We start from the raw sequence: 22,565 nt of genomic DNA on the forward strand, positions 1-22,565 counted from the left end.
AATGGCGAGAGTTTCTGAGATTACTAGAAAAACGAATGAGACGAATATCCAGCTATCATTAAATCTTGATGGGGAAGGGCAAAGCAGGCTAGACACGGGCGTTCCTTTCTTAACACATATGCTCGATTTGTTTGCGAAGCATGGGCAGTTTGATCTGACTGTTCAAGCGAATGGGGATATTGAGGTTGACGATCATCATACAACAGAAGACATCGGCATTTGCCTTGGTCATGTGCTGAAGGAAGCACTTGGTGATAAAAAGGGCATTAAGCGTTATGGCAATGCCTTTGTTCCAATGGATGAGGCGCTTGCACAGGTGGTGGTTGATTTAAGCAATCGTCCGCACTTGGAGTTCCGTGCTGAGCTGCTAAGTGAAAAGGTAGGAACATTTGATACAGAGCTCGTCCATGAGTTTCTCTGGAAGCTTGCACTTGAAGCGAGGATGAACCTGCACGTAATCGTTCATTATGGAAAAAACACGCACCATATCATTGAGGCGATTTTTAAAGCACTTGCTCGTGCTTTGGATGAAGCGACAACGATTGATCCGCGAATTAAAGGAGTTCCGTCAACGAAAGGGATGTTATAAATGATCGGTATCATTGATTATGGGATGGGCAATCTGTTCAGTGTGAGTAAAGCACTCGAAAGGCTTGATGTTCCATATTTTATTTCCGAAAAAGCCGATGAACTGATGAAGGCGGATGGGTTAATTTTACCAGGAGTCGGTTCATTTAAAGAGGCAATGGAGCGGTTAAACAGAACTGGTCTTTCAAACATGATGAAGGAATATGTGCAACAAGGGAAACCGCTGCTTGGCATTTGTTTAGGCATGCAGCTTCTATTTAAAGGCAGTGATGAGAACGGGCAGACGAAAGGGTTGCAGCTGCTTCCAGGCTATGTGAAGAAATTTCCGGGAGTAACCGCAGCTGGGGAGCGATATAAGGTGCCGCATATGGGATGGAATCGACTGGAATGGGTGCAGTCTTCGCCGATTTCCTCTACTGTGGGTGAGGATTATGCTTATTTTGTTCACTCCTATTATGTTGACTTAATTGATAAGGATGTTTTACTGGCTAAGTGTATGTATGATGTGGAAGTGCCTGCTATAGTTGGCAAGGAAAATTTATTCGGCATGCAATTTCATCCGGAGAAAAGCAGCAAGCTTGGGATGGAGCTATTACAAAAATTTACGGAACTTGCACGGGAAAGGGTGACCACAGCATGAGCTTTACGATTTATCCAGCCATTGATATGAGAGGCGGCAAATGTGTCCGCTTGCTTCAGGGGGACTATGACCAGGAAACGGTGTACGGTGATTCACCTTTTGAGATGGCAACGCAATTTGCGAGTGAGGGTGCGAGCTGGATTCACATGGTTGATCTTGATGGGGCAAAGGATGGAAAACGAGTGAATGATTCTTTTGTGCTTCAAGCTGCCAATGTGTTGAAGGCAAACATTCAAATCGGCGGCGGCATTCGAACGGAGGCGGATATTGCTCATTATTTAGATAATGGCATTGCTCGTGTCATTCTTGGAAGTGTTGCTGTTTCTAATCATGAATTTGCGATTGAAATGATTCGAAAATATGGGGAGCAAATTGCGATTGGGCTGGACGCGAAAAACGGCTATGTGGCGACTGAAGGCTGGCTGAATACATCTCAGGTAAAGGCTGTTGAGCTTGGCAAGCGTTTTGCTGATGCAGGTGCAGAGACTTTTATTTTCACTGATATTGCCACAGATGGTATGCTTTCTGGACCGAATGTCGAAGCGGTAAGGCAGCTGGCACAGGTAACAGGAAAGAATGTGATTGCCTCCGGTGGAGTAAGTGAACTTTCTGATTTGACTCGTTTGCGGGCATACGTGAATGAAGGTGTAGCAGGAGCTATCGTAGGAAAAGCCATTTATGAAGGGCGTTTTTCCGTTTCCGAAGCAGTAAGCGAGGTGACGGTTTCATGCTAACGAAGCGAATTATTCCATGCCTTGATGTAAAAGAAGGACGGGTTGTGAAAGGCATCCAATTTGTGCAGCTGCGGGATGCTGGCGACCCGGTTGAGCTTGCTCGCTTTTATGATCAGCAAGGTGCGGATGAGCTTGTTTTTCTAGACATATCCGCTTCGGTTGAAGGCAGAAAAACAATGATTGAAGTCGTTAAAGCTGTCGCATCAGAACTGGCCATTCCTTTTACGGTTGGCGGTGGAATCAACTCCTTGGAGGATATGAAGGTGATTTTAAGAGCAGGTGCTGATAAGGTATCTTTAAATACGGCCGCTGTGAAAAATCCTCAGTTAATAACAGAGGGATCGAATTTTTTCGGGTCGCAATGTGTGGTTGTGGCAATTGATGCAAAATACGATGAGGCGCTTGGAACGTGGCGAGTGTATACGCATGGCGGGCGAACGGCTACTGATTTTGAGGTCATTGCTTGGGCACAGCAGGTAGCTGCACTTGGTGCGGGTGAGATTCTTCTTACGAGCATGGATTCTGATGGCGAGAAAAATGGATTTGATACTAAGTTAACGCGAGCAGTGAGTGAGGCTGTCACGATTCCAGTCATTGCATCTGGAGGAGCAGGTCGTGCCGAGCATTTTGCTGAAGCTTTTCAAGAGGGGAAAGCTGATGCTGCTCTTGCTGCATCTATTTTTCATTATAAAGAAACATCTGTTGCTGAAGTGAAGACATTTTTAAAGGGAAAAGGGGTGCTTGTGCGATGAATGTCCGTTTTGATGAAAAGGGTCTTGTCCCAGCGATTGTTCAGGATGCTGTGACGAAAGAAGTGCTGACGCTTGCTTATATGAATCAGGAATCGCTAGAAAAGTCGCTGAGCACTGGTGAAACATGGTTTTTCAGCCGCTCGCGACAAGAGCTCTGGCATAAAGGTGCAACAAGCGGGAACACGCAGAAAATTGTTGGAATGAAGGTGGATTGTGATCAGGACGCGATCGTTGTGCTTGTTGAACCAGCTGGCCCGGCTTGTCACAAAGGTGAGACAAGCTGCTTTGCTGAAAAGCTGAGCGGAAAGTCAGATATTCTGTTCAAGCTGGAACAAGTTATTGCGGATCGAGAGCTGAAGCGCCCGGAAGGAGCATACACAACCTATTTATTTGAAAAAGGGCTCGATAAAATATTGAAAAAAATCGGTGAAGAATCAGCAGAAGTCATTATTGCTGCTAAAAACCGCGATAGTGAAGAACTCAAATGGGAAGCGGCTGACTTAATCTACCATCTGCTAGTTTTATTAAAAGAACAAAACCTTCCGTTTAGCGAAATTCTGAATGTACTAGAACAAAGACATGAACCGAAACCGGCCGAGTAATGGCCGGTTTTTTCGTAATTGCTCGATAAAAAAAGTAAAGGTGGCCCGTAAATTGCGAAAAGTAGCCCGTAAATCGTAAAAGGTGGCCCGCGAATCATAATAAATGGCCCGTAAAATGTAAAAAGGGCTCGATCAATCATGCTGATAGCTAGATATTGAAATAACCAAACGAGATAGTGTTCAAATATTCTCCAAGCCCTTCTCCATGAGGTTGGTCATGTGATATACTACTTGGGTTGATTATGAATGATGGAGGATTTCATGAGCAAAGACTCTAAAGCAAGACAACCAAAAGGAAAATTACTAACATTTAACCCGACTGGCGAGTATTATTTTGCAAAAGGATTAAAAGCTTACCACAAACGGGATTTTTATAAAGCAAAGAAATATTTACAGCGTGCGATGCAGCTTGAGCCTGGTGAACCGATGATTGTTTGTCAATTAGCGATTATTCGCTCTGAAATGGGAGAATATCAACAGGCAAACGTTCTGCTACACTCCATTCTTGAGGAACTTGATAGCGATATGGTGGAATGCCATTACTTTCTTGCGAATAACTATGCCCATTTAGGCTTCTTCAAGGATGCATACCATCATGCCAATTTATATTTGGAGATGGAAGAGGATGGGGAATTTGCCGATGATACGCTAGATTTGCTTGAATTGCTAACGATGGAAGCAGAAGAGCTGGATGAGGAGCTATATGATCAGGATGACCTCATTACGAAACAGGAACAGGCACGTGAATTGCTTGAATCTGGTCATTTCCCGAAAGCGGTGGAAATTCTTAATTCAGTAATCGACGAGTATCCTGAATATTGGTCCGCCTATAATAATTTGGCGCTTGCCTATTTTTACCTTGGAGAGGTTCAAAAGGCTTCTGATATTTTAGAAAAGGTCTTTCTAGAAAACCCGGGGAACTTGCATGCTTTATGCAATAAACTCGTTTTTGCGTTTTACCAGCATGACTTTAATGAAGTAAAAGTGTTAAAGGAAATGTTGAAAAAGATCCAGCCAATCTCGATTGAGCATCAATTTAAGCTGGGAGCAACGTTTGCTTTGACGGGTGAATATCATTCAGCATTTGCCTTGCTTCGTAATTTGCAGAAAAAAGGGTTTGACGGAGATGGTGCGTTTTATTACTGGCTTTCTTATTCAGCGTATCATACAGGCAGGGAAGCTCTAGCACAATCTGCATGGAAAAAAGCGATCGAAAGAAATCCTGAAAAAGAAGGCTCTGAACCGTGGAATACGGATAAGACTACTCTGGATGGTTTTGAAAACCATTCTTCATCCATTCTAAAAAAATTAGATAGTGATTATATTGAAGAGCGGCTCTTTGCCTTATTCTTAATCTCTATGTCCGCTATTAAAGAAGAGATCTTAGACTCACGGGAAGTGAAGCAAAATCAGAAGTTTTCTCATTTAGAACGGGAATATTTATCTTTTGTGCGTAAACAAGAAATTAAGCAACTGCCTGTACATGATACGGCGGTACTTCTTTATCAGCATTATCATCCGATTGGTACGGTAGAAGCTGGCTTGTTTTTAATGTGGTTTTCTGTTTTTGTTGAAATGGCTAATAATAATCAGCCCATTAAAAACAATCAAGCGACCGCTGCGGCTATTGAATATGTTTGGTTAAAATGGAGAGAAGAAAAGATTTCTCAACAGCAGTTAGCAGGGAAATATGGAATTTCCCTCTCCACTTTGCAAAAGTATATAAAAATGGTAAAAAGTTTCCTTTCATGAGCAGATATTTGGACGGATCTGTCTTATTTTTATAGGATAGCAGTAGATGGTCATAATAATGAAAAGTCCCTTTTCTTAGGAGTGAAGTAGCATGACTGAAGAGAAAATTTATGATGTCATTATCGCGGGAGCAGGTCCAGCTGGAATGACGGCTGCTGTTTACACATCTCGTGCCAATTTATCCACATTAATGATCGAACGAGGCGTTCCTGGCGGACAAATGGCAAACACAGAAGAAGTCGAAAATTACCCAGGCTTCGATCATATTCTAGGTCCAGATTTATCAACAAAAATGTTTGAGCATGCGAAGAAATTTGGTGCAGAATATGCATATGGAGATATAAAGGAAATTATTGATGGTGAAGAGTTCAAAACGGTTGTAGCGGGATCTAAGCAATATAAAGCCCGTACAGTCATCATCACAACTGGTGCGGAGTATAAGAAACTTGGTGTACCAGGTGAAAAGGAACTCGGCGGTCGCGGCGTATCTTATTGTGCGGTTTGTGACGGTGCCTTCTTTAAGGGAAAAGAGCTTGTTGTTATTGGCGGGGGAGATTCAGCAGTTGAAGAAGGCGTGTATTTAACTCGTTTTGCTTCAAAAGTTACTATTGTTCACCGTCGTGATGAGCTTCGTGCCCAAGCTATTTTACAGCAGCGCGCATTTGATAATGAGAAAATTGAATTCATCTGGAGTCATACCGTCAAAGAAATTAATGGAAAAGACGGAAAAGTTGGCAGCGTAACACTTGTATCAACTGAATCAGGTGAAGAGCAAGAATTCAAGACGGAGGGCGTATTTGTTTATGTCGGAATGCTTCCATTATCCAAGCCATTTGTAAGCCTTGGTATAACAAATGAAAATGGATATATTGAGACCAACGAAAAAATGGAGACGAAGGTTCCTGGTATCTTTGCTGCTGGTGACATCCGTGAAAAAATGCTTCGTCAAATTGTGACAGCAACTGGTGATGGCAGTATCGCCGCACAAAGTGCTCAACATTTTATTGAAGAATTAAAAGAAAGCTTGAAAGCAAAAGCATAATATAGAAAAGTTGTACCTATATGGTGCAGCTTTTTTCGTTGTGTTCTTCGATAATCGTAATATTTACAAAAAGTCATTCTCTTTTAACTTATCTGTAACAGTTGTGCAATACATTTCGGGTAATATAAGAAATAGAAATTGACCCCCTTTTTAAGATATATTCCTTTGTTAAGCGCAGATAATCTGTGCTTTTTTTTTATCCAAAGAGGAAGTAAAAAATTTCCTGATGCAAATAAATGATTTTCTTTCAATAGCGTATTGGTTTTCCATTGTTTGAATCTTCAATTCGTTGTGAGCGTATAACAAAAATAGTATAATGTAAGGAATAAGCAGACTGGATGGAAGATGAGGTGAAGAAAGTTGCAGCGAGTCACTAACTGTGTATTGTTAAAGGATGAGCAAGTGTTGCTTCTGCAAAAGCCGAGTCGAGGCTGGTGGGTAGCTCCTGGAGGTAAGATGGAGCAGGGAGAATCAGTTAGAGACTCATGTATTCGCGAGTTCAGGGAAGAGACTGGAATCTACTTGCGCAACCCGAATATAAAGGGGATCTTTACCTTTATAATGAAGGAAGGCGACAAGATTCTTTCTGAATGGATGATGTTCACCTTTTTAGCCACAGAGGCTGATGGGATGAATTTAGATGAATCAGAAGAAGGGAAGATTCTCTGGCATCCATTTGAAGAAATTAAGAATCTTCCTATGGCTGCAGGGGATTACCATATTCTAGAATATATGATTCATGGAAAAGGGATAATCTACGGCACTTTCACCTATACGCCAGATTTCCAATTACTTAGTTATCGACTAGATCCGAGCTAATTTGATATACAGGGGGAAAAGAAAATGAGCACAGGCGCAGTGAATGAAACGCAAATGGTCGTGATTACGGGAATGTCAGGTGCAGGGAAAACAGTTGTCATTCAAAGCTTTGAAGATCTAGGATTCTTCTGTGTTGATAATTTGCCGCCAACTCTTTTGCCTAAATTTCTTGAACTGATGAAGGAATCAGGGAATAAGATGAATAAGGTTGCATTAGTAATGGACCTTCGTGGGCGCGAATTTTTTGACCATCTGTTTAAAGCGCTTGATGATCTCTCAGAAACATCGTGGGTAACCCCGCAAATTCTTTTCCTGGATGCAGATGATGCAACTTTAGTCAGAAGATATAAAGAGACAAGACGATTTCATCCGCTTGCCCCTTCAGGACTACCTTTAGAAGGAATTAAGCTGGAACGAGAGCTTCTTGAGGAGTTAAAAGGAAGAGCTCAGCTTATTTATGATACAACCAAATTAAAACCAAGAGAGCTGCGTGAAAAGATTCTTACGGAGTTTTCTGTTAATAAAGCAACATTTTTTACAGTCAATGTGATGTCCTTTGGATTTAAACATGGACTTCCAATTGATGCAGATCTTGTTTTTGATGTGCGCTTTCTACCCAACCCTCATTATATTGAACATATGAGGCCAAAAACAGGTCTGGATGAAGAGGTCTCTACGTATGTGCTTAAGTGGACGGAAACAACTAAGTTTCTTGAAAAGGTAACAGAGCTTCTAAGCTTCATGCTCCCTCATTATAAAAGGGAAGGAAAGGCGCAGCTTGTTATCGCGATTGGATGTACAGGCGGTCAACATCGTTCAGTAGCCTTGGCCGAATATATTGGTGATTACTTCAAGAAGGAATATCATACGCGAATTACACACCGTGATATTGAGGGGAGAAGGGAAAAAGATAAATGAAAAACAGACAGCCAAGAATTGTCATCATCGGAGGAGGTACAGGATTACCAGTTCTATTACGAGGGTTAAAACAATATCCTGTTGATATCACCGCAATTGTGACAGTTGCTGATGATGGAGGTAGTTCCGGAAGACTGAGGAATGATTTGCATATTCCTCCTCCCGGTGATATACGCAATGTTTTGGCAGCTTTGTCTGATGTTGAACCACTGATTGAAGAAATGTTTCAGCATCGTTTTAAGACGTCAAATGAACTTTCTGGGCATTCTCTCGGGAATTTAATTCTGGCCGCGATGACATCGATTACAGGCAACTTTGTTCATGCCATTCAGGAGATGAGCAAAGTATTGAATGTAAGAGGAAAGGTGCTGCCAGCGGCTAACCAAAGTGTTGTTTTGCATGCAGAGATGGAAGACGGTACAGTAGTTTCTGGTGAATCGAAAATTCCATACTCTGGAAAAAAGATTAAAAGGGTATTTTTAACACCAAGCAATATTAAACCCCTTCCTGAAACAATTCTGGCCATAAGGCAAGCAGATTTAATTATCATTGGCCCAGGAAGCTTATATACAAGTATTTTACCAAATCTGCTCGTTCCAAAGCTTGGATTAGAGGTTTGTCGTTCTAAGGCTAAAAAGGTATATATTTGCAACTTAATGACACAGGCAGGCGAAACGTTTGATTACTCTGCGAGTGATCATGTAAAGGCGATCTACGATCATATGAGCTGTGCCTTTATGAACACAATTCTTGTTAATAATGAGGATATCCCTGCCCACATTCAAGAACGGTATAGTGAGGAAATGTCCAAACCAGTTATCTTTGATATCGAGCGTCTTCAAGAATTGGGCTTGGAAGTTATTCATGGCGAAATTGTCAGTTTGAAAGATGGCCGGATACGTCATGATACAAAAGAAGTGGCAGAAATGCTATATTTATTACTTATGGACGAAATGGCAAAAAAACATAAAAAATAATCGATATACAGGTGCTTGCGCTTTTCTATATTGTCTAGCTCCAGCGCCTACCCCCTCGAGGTCATAAGCCAATCTGTCCAGAAGGTTAAAGAACAACCTTCCGGCCAGCTTGTCTTATGCTTGTCGGGGGGGACCAAGGCGCTTGCGCTTTTCTATTAAGGTGGTGAGGAAATATGTCTTTCGCTTCAGAAACGAAGAAGGAGTTAACGAATCTGGAGGTAAAGGATTGCTGTGGGAAAGCGGAATTGTCTGCACTTATACGGATGAATGGCTCGCTTTCTTTTTCCAACAGGAAGTTAATTGTTGATATTCAAACGGAAAATGCAGCGATTGCTAGAAGGATTTATATCCTAATCAAAAAGAATTATAATGTACAGGTAGAGCTTCTCGTTAGAAAGAAGATGAGGCTGAAGAAGAATAATGTATATATTGTTCGACTTTCAGAGAGAGCGAGTGAAATACTGGACGATTTGAAAATTATTAGTGAGGGTTTTGTTCTCACTCATGATATTTCTGAAGCTTTAATCAAGAAGAAGTGTTGTAAGCGCTCTTATCTGCGCGGTGCTTTTCTAGCTGGAGGATCAGTTAACAACCCTGAAACTTCTTCCTATCACTTGGAAATTTCTTCACTTTATAAAGAACATAACGACTCTTTATGTGAATTGATGAATACATTTGGATTAAATAGTAAAACACTTGAGCGCAAAAAAGGATTCATTACCTATTTAAAAGAAGCAGAAAAAATTACGGAATTCTTGGGTGTGGTTGGTGCTCATAGTGCCTTGCTAAAGTTTGAAGACATACGGATTGTTCGTGATATGAGAAATTCCGTTAACCGACTCGTTAATTGTGAAACAGCGAACTTAAATAAAACGATTGGTGCTGCAATACGCCAAGTAGAAAATATACGGTTTATCGATGAAACGGTCGGCTTGCATATTTTACCTGATAAACTTAGGGAGATTGCAGAGCTGCGTGTCGCCTATCAGGATGTCACTTTAAAAGAGCTTGGTGAAATGGTTTCTGGGGGAAACATTAGTAAATCAGGGATTAATCATCGTTTAAGAAAAATAGATGAGATTGCTGAAAAGCTACGAATAGGGGAAACGATTTAAGGTTGATCATTTTATAAGGGAGGAAAGGAAGAAATGGTTGAGAAACAGATAGAAGTGAAATTAAAAACGGGATTACAGGCGCGGCCGGCAGCATTATTTGTTCAAGAAGCAAACCGGTTTGCATCAGACGTTTTTCTTGAAAAAGATGGTAAGAAAGTAAATGCAAAAAGCATCATGGGATTAATGAGCCTTGCAGTTAGCTCTGGTTCAGTAATTACATTAATGGTCGACGGCAGAGATGAGACAGAAGCGCTTGAAGAACTGTCCAACTATATTCAGCAAGAATAGGAAACAAGGGGACGTTTCTCTTGTTTCTTTTTTTTGCTAAATGAACAGAGGAACGGAAGAACCGTCCCTCTGTTTTTTAGTGCTCGATAAACAAAAAAACACATGGGGTTCGATTAAGAAATCCCATGTGTTCTATATTTTTACTTCTCTTTTTTGTCTTCTGCAGGATTACGAGTAATAATTTTATCGACTAATCCGTATTCTAATGCTTTTTCGGCAGTCATGAAATTATCGCGATCTGTATCTCTTGCAATGACTTCAAGCGGTTGGCCTGTGCGTTCAGAAAGAATCGTATTTAGCTTATCACGAAGGAATAGAATTCGTTTAGCTGCAATTTCGATTTCCGTTGCTTGCCCTTGAGCTCCACCTAGTGGTTGATGAATCATCACTTCACTGTTTGGAAGAACATAGCGCTTGCCTTTTTCACCAGCTGCAAGCAAGAATGCACCCATTGAAGCGGCCATACCTGTACAAATTGTTGAAACATCTGCTTTAATGTACTGCATTGTGTCATAGATTGCCATACCAGCAGTAATGCTTCCACCTGGGCTGTTAATATATAATGTAATATCTTTCTCAGGGTTTTCAGCTTCTAAGAATAATAATTGTGCTACAATCGAGTTGGCCACATTATCATCGATCGCACTGCCAAGCATGATAATACGGTCTTTTAAAAGACGGGAGTAGATATCGTACGCGCGCTCTCCACGGTTTGTTTGTTCAATAACTGTAGGGATTAAGTTCATCTCTTTATTCCTCCTTTAATTAAGTAAGGGTTGACATACAAAATCGATACTTGAGCTCTTCCTTTTGAAAAGGGTTTTCTAAGAAACATGTATGTAATATTATGATACACTGATGGTCAATAAAGGTCAAACAATACACTTACATTTGCCTGATTATTTATTCGACAATAAATGAGCTCTACGCACTTGGTTTCCATTACTCCATCATACCCGCTCCACCAGTTTTTAAACAAAAGATCCCTTGCAATGTTGAAAAAAATCGCATATAATTTATATTTGTAACACAAATGCTTATCATTGGTAATTTTTCTAATGCCCTCGTGGTGCAACGGATAGCACGTAAGATTCCGGTTCTTAAAATGGGGGTTCGATTCCCTCCGAGGGCGCTACTTATAGTTTGAAAAAATCAAAGTGTTTCCACGTTTCTTTCGTGGAAACACTTTTTTTATGTTTATTTTTAGGAGAGGGGTAAGCGATAATTGAAGATATCCTGATTTTTTTAAGGTTTTGAATGTAGAATGTAACTTATGTGTGGATTATTAAAATATTACTAGATTTACCTGTTATCAAAAAAAACTCAATATGTAAAAGGAGGAGGATCAAATGTTAAATCAAACGCCGATCTGGTTAAGAGTATTTGTTGTTATTCTCTTGATCTTATCAACCTACTTTTTAATTAATGGAAATAGTAAGTTGATGTTTGTGACCTCTCAACTTTTGCTCTTTACAGCTTCAGTAACAAAAGTCTATTTTGGCTCAAAAACTAAAGATAAAAATTACAACTTCTACTTAGTTATGACAGTGATTTTTGGCCTTTCATTTATAACGGGGATCTTTTTCCTATAAGCAAGCTGATTTATTTAGAAAGCTGCGACCCATAGGCTATCCCCTTTTATTACTTCTGTTTCTCACTTTTTTGTTTCAAACAGTTCCACTAGAAACCTCATGACAATATTTTTCCATACAACATTCCTTCACGTTATTGTAAAATGAACACGAGGGGGGATGAAGATGAACTTACAAGCAGGGTTATGGCAGCAGCAGACTATGAAGCTAGCGATGACGCAAGAGCTGACACAGGCCATTGCTTTATTGCAATATAATGCACAGGAGCTTTCTGCATTCCTAGAGAATAAAGCATTGGAAAACCCCTTATTGCAGATAGAGCCTGGCAATGTGCAAGCCATGGACCCACGGAAGGACCGAGTGAAGCCGACTCGTAAAAAAGTGGATAAAGATAAGCAAAATTGGATAGAACAGATTGGTGAAACAGTCGCCTTTCTTGATGAATATTTAAAATCTCAGTTAGACTTTAATCATTTAAATTCTGATAGAAAAAGAGTATTTGATTATTTGATTGAGTGCATAGATGAAAACGGTTACATGCGTACTGAATTAAGTGAAGTTGCTGCGTATTTTCAAATTTCGGAAGAAGAAGCTTTTGAGAGTTTGAAGCTTCTGCAGGAATTGGAGCCTGCTGGGATCGGTGCCCGTAATTTGCAGGAATGTCTCCTTCTGCAACTAAAGAGGGATGAGAAAAGAAACCAGCTTGCTGAAGAAATTATCGAAAAGTACTTTAACGCTTTTGCCGAGAAAAAGTGGAAGGACATTTCGAAGAATCTAGATATTCAGATGAGTGAGATTCAAGAGGTTTTTGATCGGGTGCAACAATTAAATCCAAGGCCAGCTGCCTCTTTTCAACATGAAAAATCAGCTTACATAGTGCCAGATGTGATTGTTCAGTGGGATGGTTCCTCATTCTCGGTAAGTGTATTTGATGAAGCACTTCCGAAAATTAGTTTTAATGAAGCATACTATCAAAAGTTCTCCTCTAATCATGATAAACAGGTAAGCCGCTTTATTCAGGAAAATCAGCAGGATTACCAATGGATCATGAGAAGTATCGAGCAGCGAAAAGAAACATTAACGAAGGTTTCTTTGAAAATTGTAGAAAAACAGCAGGACTTTTTCATGAATGGACCGACCCAATTGCGGCCAATGACGATGAAGGAGATCGCAGATGAACTTGAGATTCACGAATCGACTGTCAGCCGAGCTGTAAGGGAGAAATACGCGCAAACCCCTTTTGGCACGTTTGAATTAAGATCGTTCTTCTCGAGTACAATCAAAACGACATCAGATGAGAATACCTCGTCCAAACAAGTAAAGACGATTATTAGTCAATTGGTAGAGGGCGAAAATAAACAGAAGCCACTATCTGATCAAGAAATTGTTCATTTGTTAAAAGAGCAGGAGGGCATGGTCGTTTCCAGAAGAACGATTGCCAAATATCGGGATCAGCTTGGCATCCAGTCCTCTTCAAAGAGAAAACGGTATGATTGAAAGGAGAATAATTGTGGATAAAAGTACACTTGTGCTTTATACTCGCAGCCGCTGTCCATTATGTGATAAAGCCAAAAAGATTGTTCTTGAGCTGCAAGAAGAGTGGGATTTTATTTTTCAAGAGATGGATATCGATTCGAGTGACGAACTAACTGAAAAATACGGAATTATGATTCCAGTTGTTGAGATTGATGGAGAAGAAATTCAATATGGACAAATTGATCATCTGACCATTAGTGAAGCGTTTTCAGAAAAAAGTAAATCTTTATCGCAGATTAACGGGCAGTAAATTCCCATAAAATAAATGGGAATAACTGCCCGTAAAGGCCCGATAAGTGAAACTAACCTTCAGTGTGGAAAAGCACCCCACTGAAGGAAGTTTCACTTTATAATTGAATTCAATGATTACTCCTGTTAAAATGAAAGTATAGCAGGAGTGATTTTTTTTGCTTCAATCGGGACATAATATGTCTACGAGGGACAAAAAACGTCCAATATCAATGAAGGGGAAAATCAATGTACTCATTAATTGATGTTCAAAAGAGATTATTACCTGATTTATTAGCCGTTATGCAAAAACGCTATCATATTCTTCATTACATTGGTTTAATGGAACCGGTAGGAAGAAGGAACTTAAGTTTAAGTCTTAGCTTAACGGAAAGAGTATTGAGAAGCGAAGTGGAATTTCTTAAAGACCAGAACCTACTTACGACTTCAACTTCTGGAATGAGCCTAACGAATGATGGCAAAGAATTACTTGAGAAATTAGCAAGTGTGATCCGCGATATTTCGGGAATTAACGAAATGGAGGAGAGCCTTCAGCGTAAACTTGGCATTCAGAAGGTTATTATCGTTTCTGGTAATAGTGATGAGTCTCCATGGGTAAAAACGGAACTTGGCAGAGCCGCTGCCAATTGGATGAAATCAAGCCTAACAGGAGAAAATATTATTGCTGTAACAGGCGGTTCAACCATTGCGGCTGTGGCAGATAGATTGACCCCTGTAGATACAGAGAAAAGCTGTCTTTTTGTTCCAGCTAGAGGTGGAATAGGCGAAGAGGTTAAAAACCAGGCAAATTTAATCTGTGCAACGATGGCAGAGCGTACTCGTTCTAAATACCGCGTTCTTTATGTACCTGACCAGGTTAGTCGGGACATGTATGAGTCCATCATTAAGGAACCTGAAATTAGTGAGGTTCTCCAATTAATTAAGTCTGCAAGCATGGTCTTACACGGAATTGGAGACGCTATTACAATGGCTGAGCGCCGAAAAACGAGCAGTGAAGCATTGAAGGAAATCCAAGGTGCAAAAGCTGAAGGTGAAGCTTTCGGCTACTATTTCAATGATAATGGCGAGGTTGTTTATAAAGTCCAAACGATTGGTCTGCAGCTTCAAGACCTATCAAATATCCCATGTGTCATCGCTGTTGCAGGCGGGGAAACAAAGGCTAAAGCAATTGCTGCATATATGAAACAAGCACCGCGATCAACAGTCTTCGTAACAGATGAAGGTGCTGCGAAACGTTTGCTAGAAGGATAATTCCTGATAAAAATATATATCCTATTAAGGGAGGAAATAAAAATGGCAGTTAAAGTTGGTATTAATGGATTTGGAAGAATTGGTCGTGTTGTATTTCGTGCAGCACTTAAGAACCCTAATATAGAAGTTGTTGCAGTTAATGATTTAACGGATGCAAATATGCTTGCCCATCTTTTAAAATATGATTCCGTACATGGAACATTGAATGAGGAAGTATCTGTAGATGGCGATTATCTTGTTGTAGGTGGACATAAAGTAAAGGTTATTGCTGAACGTGATCCTGCACAGCTTGGCTGGGGAGATTTAGGTGTAGATGTTGTCGTTGAATCAACAGGACGCTTCACAAAACGTGAGGATGCAGCGAAACATTTAGAAGCAGGTGCGAAAAAGGTTGTTATTTCTGCGCCAGCATCAAATGAAGATATTACGGTTGTTATGGGTGTAAACCATGAAAACTATGACCCAGCAAACCACCATGTTATCTCAAATGCATCATGTACAACAAACTGTTTAGCACCGTTTGCTAAAGTATTAAATGATCAATTTGGCATCAAGCGTGGAATGATGACAACAATCCACTCTTACACAAATGATCAGCAAATCCTTGATTTGCCGCATAAAGACTATCGTCGTGCTCGTGCTGCTGCTGAGAATATTATTCCAACAACAACAGGTGCTGCAAAAGCAGTTTCCCTTGTATTACCTGAACTAAAAGGTAAATTAAACGGTGGAGCAGTACGTGTACCTACACCAAACGTTTCTTTAGTTGACCTAGTTGCTGAACTTGAAAAAGAAGTAACGGCTGAAGAAGTGAATGCAGCATTTAAAGCAGCTGCAGAAGGTGAATTAAAAGGAATCTTAGCATATAGTGAAGAGCCGCTTGTATCTGGTGACTATAACGGCAGCCCAAGCTCATCTACCATTGATGCTCTTTCTACAATGGTAATGGAAGGCAGTATGGTCAAAGTTATTTCTTGGTATGATAATGAAACAGGCTACTCACATCGTGTTGTGGATCTAATCGATTACATCGCTCAAAAGGGGCTATAATAGTCACTCAAAAATAGATTGATTTCTCATTGTAAGATAATCGTGGAAAGTTTGATTCATATTGGAAATTAAATGTGCAAACGTCTATAATGATATAGGGTAAAAGGGGAGCGGGGAACAAACCCCTCTCCTTTTTATATGTTTAGTTTTCGCAATCAAATTTTGCTTTCGTACTACTTATTTGTAAAAATGTGGGGGTTATTTTGCGATGAACAAAAAGAGCATAAAAGATGTAGAGCTACAAGGGAAGCGAGTATTTTGCCGGGTTGATTTCAATGTTCCTATGCAGGATGGTCAAGTAACAGATGAAACGCGAATCCGCGCAGCACTGCCGACTATTCAATATTTAATGGAGAATGGTGCTAAAGTCATTCTAGCTAGTCATCTTGGACGTCCAAAGGGCAAGACAGTTGAAGAATTACGCTTGACTCCTGTTGCAGCTCGTTTATCAGAGTTGCTTGGAAAAGATGTAAAAAAAGCCGATGAGGCCTATGGTGATGCGGTGAAAGCAATGATTGAAACGATGAATGAGGGAGACGTTATACTCTTAGAAAACGTTCGTTTCTATGCAGGTGAAGAGAAGAATGATCCTGAGTTAGCAAAGTCGTTTGCTGAATTAGCTGATCTTTATGTGAACGATGCGTTCGGTGCAGCACATCGTGCTCATGCTTCAACGGAAGGGATTGCCCATCATCTTCCAGCTGTTTCAGGTCTTTTAATGGAAAAGGAGCTAGAGGTTCTTGGCAAAGCCCTTTCCAATCCGGAACGCCCATTCACAGCCATTATTGGTGGGGCAAAAGTAAAGGATAAAATTGGTGTAATCGAAAATCTTCTTGAGAAAGTGGATAACTTAATTATTGGCGGCGGCTTAGCTTATACATTTGTGAAAGCAAATGGCCATGAAATAGGAAAGTCACTTTTGGAAGAAGATAAAATAGAGTTAGCAAAAACATTTATGAAAAAAGCAGAAGAAAAGGGCGTTAACTTCTATATGCCAGTCGATGCTGTCATAGCAGATGACTTTTCTGTGGAAGCAAATACAAAAACGGTAGCAATCGAAGAGATACCAGCAGACTGGCAAGCACTTGATATCGGTCCGAAAACAGCTGAGATTTACAGTGATGTGATCCAAAATTCGAAGCTTGTTATTTGGAATGGACCGATGGGTGTGTTTGAATGGGATCCATTCGCAGGTGGTACTAGAGCGGTTGCTGAAGCTTTAGCCGAAGCAAATGATGCCTATTCGATCATCGGTGGAGGAGACTCTGCAGCAGCTGTTGAAAAATTCTATCTTGCTGACCGCATGAGCCATATTTCTACTGGTGGCGGTGCTTCACTTGAATTTATGGAAGGAAAGGCTCTTCCAGGCGTTGTCGCTTTAAACGATAAATAGAAAAACGTAAGCGCCTTGCTCAGGGGCGACAAGCTTAAGACAGGCCATCAAAAAGGTTGTTCTTTAACCTTATTGATGGAATGGCTTAAGACCTCGAGCCCCTAGGCGCTGAAGCTGGACAAAGAAAAGCGTAGCAATTTTACACAAAATAAGCAGGAAAGGATGTGCGAGCATGCGTAAACCGATTATTGCTGGAAACTGGAAAATGCATAAAACACTTTCGGAGGCGACTGCCTTTTTAGAAGAAATAAAGGGGTCAATTCCAGATGCTAACAAGGTTGAGACGGTTGTATGTGCCCCGGCATTGTTTTTGGAGCGCTTAGTAAGCTTTAATGTAGGAATTGGTGCTCAAAACATGCATTTTGAGGAAAGTGGTGCTTTTACAGGAGAAATCAGCCCTGTGGCTTTAGCAGATATTGGCGTAAAATATGTCATTCTCGGCCATTCTGAGCGTCGTGAAATGTTTAATGAAACAGATGAAGCAGTAAACAAAAAAACATTGGCTGCCTTCAAACATAATCTGACTCCAATCGTATGTTGTGGAGAGACGCTAGAGCAACGTGAGAATGGCGAAACGATGGCCTTTGTTGGCTCGCAAATTGAAAAAGCACTGCAAGGCTTAACTAAAGAACAAGTAAAACAAACGGTTATTGCTTACGAACCAATTTGGGCAATAGGAACAGGGAAATCCTCTACTGCAGAAGATGCGAACGAAGTATGTGCGCATATTCGCCAAGTGGTGAAAGAACAATTTACTCAAGAAGCATCTGATGCTGTTCGAATTCAATATGGCGGCAGTGTGAAGCCAGGAAACATTAAAGAGTATATGTCACAGCCAGATATTGATGGTGCTTTAGTAGGAGGAGCAAGCTTAGAGGCTCAATCCTTCCTGCAATTATTGGGGGCAGGGCAGTATGAGTAAATCGCCTGTTGCATTAATCATCTTAGATGGCTTTGGGCTGAGAAGCGAGGAGAAAGGGAATGCTGTTTCTCAAGCGAAGAAGCCAAATTACGAACGATTTTGGAATACGTACCCACATGCCACATTAACGGCTAGTGGTGAGGCGGTTGGTTTGCCTGAAGGACAAATGGGTAATTCAGAGGTCGGTCATTTGAATATTGGTGCCGGTCGTATCGTTTACCAAAGCTTAACAAGAGTGAATGTAGCCATTCGAGAAGGTAAGTTTGAAAAGAATGAGACCTTTTTAAATGCGATTAATCATGTAAAGAAACAAGGGACGAATTTGCATTTAATGGGTCTGCTTTCAGACGGTGGCGTACATAGCCATATTAATCACTTATACGCCTTGTTGCATCTTGCTGCGGAAGAGGGCATTGAAAATGTCTATGTTCATGGATTTTTAGATGGCAGGGATGTTGGTCCGCAAACAGCGGAAGGCTATATAAAGGCAGCAGAAGAAAAAATGAAGGAATACGGTGTTGGAGAATTCGCAACGATTTCTGGCCGTTATTACTCGATGGACCGTGATAAGCGTTGGGAACGTGTAGAAAAATCTTATCGTTCTATGGTTTATGGTGAAGGTCCAACGTATTCAAATGCGATCGATTTAGTCGAGGATAATTATCGACATGGGATTTTTGATGAGTTCGTCATTCCATCGGTGATTACAAGAGAGAATGGTGAACCTGTTGCAACGATTCAAGACAATGATGCCGTCATTTTCTATAATTTCCGACCAGACCGTGCGATTCAAATTTCGAACACTTTTACAAATAAAGATTTCCGTTCGTTCGAAAGAGGTCCGAAACATCCAGATCATCTATTCTTTGTTTGCTTGACGCATTTTAGTGAAACGGTTGATGGTTATGTGGCATTTGAACCAAGCAACTTGGATAATACACTTGGAGAGGTATTATCACAAAATGGCTTAAAGCAGCTGAGAATTGCTGAAACAGAGAAATATCCGCATGTGACCTTTTTTATGAGTGGTGGGCGTGAAGCGGAATTTCCAGGTGAAAAGCGAATTTTGATTAATTCACCAAAAGTCGCTACATATGATTTAAAGCCTGAAATGAGTGCATACGAAGTGACAGATGCATTATTGAAGGAAATTGAAGAGGATAGGCAGGATGCCATCATCTTAAACTTCGCGAATCCTGATATGGTTGGCCATTCAGGTATGCTTGAACCGACGATTAAGGCAGTAGAAACGGTTGATGAATGCCTCGGTAAAATTGTTGACTTGATTTTAGAAAAGGGCGGGAAAGCCATCATTACGGCTGATCATGGGAATGCAGATGAGGTCGTTACCCTTGAAGGCAGTCCGATGACAGCTCATACGACAAATCCTGTACCAGTAATCATTACACAACAAGGTGCGACTCTTCGTGAAGATGGAATTCTTGGAGATCTTGCACCAACGATGTTAGATTTATTAAAGCTTGAAAAACCGGAAGAAATGACAGGTACATCTTTAATTAAATAATGATCTTAAAGGAGAGAATTAATATGCCATTTATCCAACATGTATACGCTCGTGAAGTTTTAGATTCCCGCGGTAACCCAACAGTAGAAGTAGAGGTTTTAACAGAATCAGGATTCTTCGGTCGTGCAATTGTTCCTTCTGGCGCATCTACTGGCGAACATGAAGCAGTAGAGCTTCGTGATGGTGACAAGTCCCGCTATCTTGGAAAAGGTGTTCAGAAAGCAGTAGATAATGTAAATGATATTATTGCTGAAGCTGTAATCGGTATGGATGTAACAGATCAAGTGGGCATCGACCGTACAATGATCGAGTTAGATGGAACAGAAAACAAAGGCAAGCTTGGTGCAAACGCTATTCTAGGGGTATCTATGGCTGCTGCACATGCTGCTGCTGAGTCAGTTGGACTTCCATTGTATCGTTACCTTGGCGGGTTCAACGCGAAGCAACTGCCAACACCAATGATGAACATCATCAATGGTGGATCACATGCAGATAACAATGTGGACTTCCAGGAATTCATGATTATGCCTGTTGGCGCACCTACTTTTAAAGAAGCAATCCGTATGGGTGCAGAAGTATTCCATTCATTAAAGAAAGTGTTATCTGGAAAAGGCTTAAACACTGCTGTTGGTGATGAAGGTGGATTCGCTCCAAACCTTGGTTCAAATCGTGAAGCTTTAGAAGTAATCATTGAAGCGATCTCTAACGCTGGATATGAAGCAGGCAAAGATATTTACCTGGCAATGGACGTAGCTTCTTCTGAATTCTACAACAAAGAAACAGGCAAATATGATCTTTCAGGCGAAGGCCGTACAGGCTTAACTTCTGAAGATATGGTTAACTTCTATGAAGAACTTGTTAACGAGTTCCCAATCATCTCAATTGAAGATGGTCTAGATGAAAACGACTGGGCTGGTCATAAGCTATTAACTGAGCGCATCGGCGGCAAAGTGCAGCTTGTTGGAGACGACCTATTCGTTACTAATACGAAAAAATTAGCACAAGGTATTGAGCAAGGCGTAGGCAACTCAATCCTTATCAAAGTAAACCAAATCGGTACATTAACAGAAACATTTGATGCAATCGAAATGGCTAAGCGTGCAGGCTACACAGCTGTTGTTTCCCACCGTTCAGGTGAAACAGAAGACGCAACAATCGCTGACATCGCTGTCGCAACAAACGCAGGCCAAATCAAAACAGGTTCTATGTCACGTACAGACCGTATTGCGAAGTACAACCAATTACTTCGCATTGAAGACGAGCTTGGTGAATTAGCTGTGTATGATGGTTTGAAGAGTTTTTACAATTTGAAGAAGTAATCTAACTGGGGGGCGGCCGTTTGGTCGCCCTTTCTGATAGCCAAATGTGTAATTCTATTGCCAATAAAACACAAATATGATAAATTTAAAATACTGTTATTGTGCGTTTTCAGGAGGTGGGCTTTCATGCATGCACTATTAATCACGCTATTGGTTATTGTATCTGTCGGACTAATTGTTGTTGTACTTCTGCAATCAGGTAAAAGTGCTGGTCTATCCGGTGCCATTTCTGGAGGAGCAGAACAGCTTTTTGGAAAACAAAAAGCACGCGGGTTGGATCTTATTCTTCACCGCATTACAATTGTTCTAGCCGTCCTATTCTTTATTTTAACTATTGGAGTATCTTATTTCGCGTTATAATCATTTGCCTGGCCTTCATTAGGTCAGGTTTTTTCATTTAAGCTTTTTCTAAAAGATTGTTGTTTTTAGAAAAATTTTCTGTTTACCAAAAAGACTAGTTGATTGGAGCGGAAGGTGCGAGACTCCTGCGGGAGGAGTGGGACAGGTGAGACCCCACAGGAGCGTTAGCGACGAGGAGGCTCAGCGCCCACCCCGCGGAAAGCGAGCATCCTGTAGCGCAAATCAACTTCTACCCAATCATGTTAAAAGCAACAAAGTTTGCGAAAAGAGCCTTCATTTATACATATCACCCAATCAATTGTTAAAAATAGTAGTATTTATCATTAATCAAACGTTTGATTAAAAGAAATTAAAAGGAGCATTAAATAGATGAAAATTGTTGCACCTAAGCCGTTTACCTTTGGAAATGGAAAGAGAGCAGTGCTGCTGCTGCATGGGTTTACTGGAAATACTGCGGATGTCAGGATGATGGGCCGATTTCTAGAAGGGAAAGGATATACTTGTCATGCCCCACAATATAAAGGTCATGGTGTACCGCCAGAAGAGCTTGTACATACGGGGCCAGAGGACTGGTGGAAAGATGTAATGGCTGGTTACGAGTTTTTGAAAAATAAGGGACATAATGAAATTGCTGTGGCAGGACTTTCCTTAGGTGGCGTATTTTCTTTAAAATTAGGTTACACTGTACCTATCAAGGGAATTATCCCGATGTGTGCGCCTATGCATATTAAAAGTGAAGAGGTTATGTATGAAGGAATTTTGCAATATGCAAGGGAATATAAGAGACTGGAAGGGAAAGCTGAAGAGCAAATTGAAGTAGAGATGGCTGACTTTCAGAAAACGCCAATGAACACATTAAAGGCGCTGCAAGAATTGATTGCAGATGTGCGCAACCATGTCGATATGATTTATTCGCCTACTTTCATCGTACAGGCGCGTGAGGATCATATGATCAATACGGAAAGTGCGAATATTATCTATAACGAAGTAGAATCGGAACTGAAGGAATTGAAATGGTTTGAGGAATCTGGTCATGTGATTACTCTTGATAAAGAGCGGGATCAGCTTCATGAAGATGTTTATCAGTTTTTAGAAAAGTTAGATTGGGAAGAATAGAAGAAATACCTTTGTTAAGGAGGGG

24 protein-coding genes and 1 tRNA gene are annotated in these 22,565 nt (G+C 40.7%); 24 read left to right on the forward strand and 1 reads right to left on the reverse strand.

The genetic code is table 11. The features are described 5' to 3' along the window. Position 1: 1 nt before the first annotated feature. From hisB to ACFYKT_RS09485, 12 genes are all read left to right on the forward strand, one after another. The gene (hisB, locus tag ACFYKT_RS09430; protein WP_389218750.1) at positions 2-589 is read left to right on the forward strand and encodes an imidazoleglycerol-phosphate dehydratase HisB; all 588 of its coding nucleotides are present in this window, start codon (positions 2-4) and stop codon (positions 587-589) included. Beyond that, the gene (gene hisH, locus ACFYKT_RS09435) at positions 590-1,228 is read left to right on the forward strand and encodes an imidazole glycerol phosphate synthase subunit HisH (protein ID WP_389218753.1); all 639 of its coding nucleotides are present in this window, start codon (positions 590-592) and stop codon (positions 1,226-1,228) included. Next, positions 1,225-1,962, forward strand: a complete 738-nt coding sequence (hisA, locus tag ACFYKT_RS09440; protein WP_389218755.1) for a 1-(5-phosphoribosyl)-5-[(5-phosphoribosylamino)methylideneamino]imidazole-4-carboxamide isomerase — start codon at positions 1,225-1,227, stop codon at positions 1,960-1,962. The genes hisH and hisA overlap by 4 nt, the downstream gene beginning before the upstream one ends. Further along, the gene (gene hisF / locus ACFYKT_RS09445) at positions 1,956-2,714 is read left to right on the forward strand and encodes an imidazole glycerol phosphate synthase subunit HisF (protein WP_389218758.1); all 759 of its coding nucleotides are present in this window, start codon (positions 1,956-1,958) and stop codon (positions 2,712-2,714) included. Before hisA ends, hisF begins: the two co-directional genes overlap by 7 nt. Then, entirely contained in the window at positions 2,711-3,316 is a 606-nt protein-coding gene (gene hisIE, locus ACFYKT_RS09450) for a bifunctional phosphoribosyl-AMP cyclohydrolase/phosphoribosyl-ATP diphosphatase HisIE (RefSeq protein WP_389218761.1), read from the forward strand. The genes hisF and hisIE overlap by 4 nt, the downstream gene beginning before the upstream one ends. 261 nt (positions 3,317-3,577) lie before the next feature. Continuing rightward, entirely contained in the window at positions 3,578-5,068 is a 1,491-nt protein-coding gene (locus ACFYKT_RS09455) for a tetratricopeptide repeat protein (RefSeq protein WP_389218764.1), read from the forward strand. A gap of 91 nt (positions 5,069-5,159) precedes the next feature. Continuing rightward, entirely contained in the window at positions 5,160-6,110 is a 951-nt protein-coding gene (gene trxB / locus ACFYKT_RS09460) for a thioredoxin-disulfide reductase (protein WP_389218767.1), read from the forward strand. Between the two features lie 360 nt (positions 6,111-6,470). Continuing rightward, positions 6,471-6,929: an 8-oxo-dGTP diphosphatase gene (locus ACFYKT_RS09465; RefSeq protein ID WP_389218770.1), complete on the forward strand. Its 459-nt coding sequence runs from the start codon at positions 6,471-6,473 to the stop codon at positions 6,927-6,929. A gap of 24 nt (positions 6,930-6,953) precedes the next feature. Beyond that, on the forward strand, positions 6,954-7,847 hold the full coding sequence (gene rapZ, locus ACFYKT_RS09470; protein WP_389218773.1) for an RNase adapter RapZ: 894 nt from the start codon (positions 6,954-6,956) through the stop codon (positions 7,845-7,847). After that, positions 7,844-8,824 (forward strand): gluconeogenesis factor YvcK family protein, encoded by a 981-nt coding sequence (locus ACFYKT_RS09475; protein WP_389218776.1) that lies wholly within the window; start codon positions 7,844-7,846, stop codon positions 8,822-8,824. Before rapZ ends, ACFYKT_RS09475 begins: the two co-directional genes overlap by 4 nt. A gap of 173 nt (positions 8,825-8,997) precedes the next feature. After that, the gene (gene whiA, locus ACFYKT_RS09480) at positions 8,998-9,939 is read left to right on the forward strand and encodes a DNA-binding protein WhiA (RefSeq protein ID WP_389218779.1); all 942 of its coding nucleotides are present in this window, start codon (positions 8,998-9,000) and stop codon (positions 9,937-9,939) included. A gap of 33 nt (positions 9,940-9,972) precedes the next feature. Continuing rightward, entirely contained in the window at positions 9,973-10,227 is a 255-nt protein-coding gene (locus ACFYKT_RS09485; protein WP_389218782.1) for an HPr family phosphocarrier protein, read from the forward strand. Between the two features lie 140 nt (positions 10,228-10,367). Here the strand turns inward: ACFYKT_RS09485 and clpP are convergent, their stop codons facing one another. Beyond that, complete coding sequence (gene clpP, locus ACFYKT_RS09490) at positions 10,368-10,973, reverse strand: ATP-dependent Clp endopeptidase proteolytic subunit ClpP (protein ID WP_389218785.1); 606 nt, start codon at positions 10,971-10,973, stop codon at positions 10,368-10,370. A 314-nt stretch (positions 10,974-11,287) separates the two neighbouring features. Between clpP and ACFYKT_RS09495 the strand changes: the two genes are divergently transcribed. From ACFYKT_RS09495 to ACFYKT_RS09550, 12 genes are all read left to right on the forward strand, one after another. Beyond that, positions 11,288-11,359: transfer RNA gene (locus ACFYKT_RS09495), tRNA-Arg, on the forward strand. 217 nt (positions 11,360-11,576) lie between these two features. Then, positions 11,577-11,819 carry a hypothetical protein gene (locus ACFYKT_RS09500; RefSeq protein WP_389218787.1) on the forward strand — a complete coding sequence of 81 codons (243 nt, stop codon included), beginning with the start codon at positions 11,577-11,579 and terminating at the stop codon, positions 11,817-11,819. A 165-nt stretch (positions 11,820-11,984) separates the two neighbouring features. Beyond that, on the forward strand, positions 11,985-13,316 hold the full coding sequence (gene rpoN, locus ACFYKT_RS09505; protein WP_389218790.1) for an RNA polymerase factor sigma-54: 1,332 nt from the start codon (positions 11,985-11,987) through the stop codon (positions 13,314-13,316). 13 nt (positions 13,317-13,329) lie between these two features. Beyond that, positions 13,330-13,605, forward strand: a complete 276-nt coding sequence (locus ACFYKT_RS09510; RefSeq protein ID WP_389218792.1) for a glutaredoxin family protein — start codon at positions 13,330-13,332, stop codon at positions 13,603-13,605. Positions 13,606-13,832: 227 nt separating this feature from the next. Continuing rightward, the gene (locus ACFYKT_RS09515; protein WP_389218795.1) at positions 13,833-14,855 is read left to right on the forward strand and encodes a sugar-binding transcriptional regulator; all 1,023 of its coding nucleotides are present in this window, start codon (positions 13,833-13,835) and stop codon (positions 14,853-14,855) included. A gap of 42 nt (positions 14,856-14,897) precedes the next feature. Then, a complete protein-coding gene (gene gap / locus ACFYKT_RS09520; RefSeq protein WP_389218798.1) occupies positions 14,898-15,905 on the forward strand; it encodes a type I glyceraldehyde-3-phosphate dehydrogenase in 1,008 nt (335 codons plus the stop codon). Positions 15,906-16,113: 208 nt separating this feature from the next. After that, positions 16,114-17,298 carry a phosphoglycerate kinase gene (locus ACFYKT_RS09525; protein WP_389218801.1) on the forward strand — a complete coding sequence of 395 codons (1,185 nt, stop codon included), beginning with the start codon at positions 16,114-16,116 and terminating at the stop codon, positions 17,296-17,298. 172 nt (positions 17,299-17,470) lie between these two features. Then, positions 17,471-18,220, forward strand: coding sequence for a triose-phosphate isomerase (gene tpiA / locus ACFYKT_RS09530; protein ID WP_389218803.1), 750 nt, complete (start codon positions 17,471-17,473; stop codon positions 18,218-18,220). Further along, the gene (gene gpmI, locus ACFYKT_RS09535; RefSeq protein ID WP_389218806.1) at positions 18,213-19,745 is read left to right on the forward strand and encodes a 2,3-bisphosphoglycerate-independent phosphoglycerate mutase; all 1,533 of its coding nucleotides are present in this window, start codon (positions 18,213-18,215) and stop codon (positions 19,743-19,745) included. The genes tpiA and gpmI overlap by 8 nt, the downstream gene beginning before the upstream one ends. A 23-nt stretch (positions 19,746-19,768) precedes the next feature. Next, a complete protein-coding gene (gene eno / locus ACFYKT_RS09540) occupies positions 19,769-21,064 on the forward strand; it encodes a phosphopyruvate hydratase (RefSeq protein ID WP_389218809.1) in 1,296 nt (431 codons plus the stop codon). Between the two features lie 126 nt (positions 21,065-21,190). Further along, entirely contained in the window at positions 21,191-21,424 is a 234-nt protein-coding gene (gene secG, locus ACFYKT_RS09545) for a preprotein translocase subunit SecG (protein ID WP_053477634.1), read from the forward strand. Positions 21,425-21,793: 369 nt separating this feature from the next. Beyond that, a complete protein-coding gene (locus tag ACFYKT_RS09550) occupies positions 21,794-22,540 on the forward strand; it encodes an alpha/beta hydrolase (RefSeq protein WP_389218813.1) in 747 nt (248 codons plus the stop codon). Positions 22,541-22,565 lie beyond the last annotated feature (25 nt).

The sequence above is a fragment of the Cytobacillus mangrovibacter genome (assembly GCF_042865275.1).
GTDB lineage: Bacteria > Bacillota > Bacilli > Bacillales > Cytobacillaceae > Cytobacillus > Cytobacillus mangrovibacter.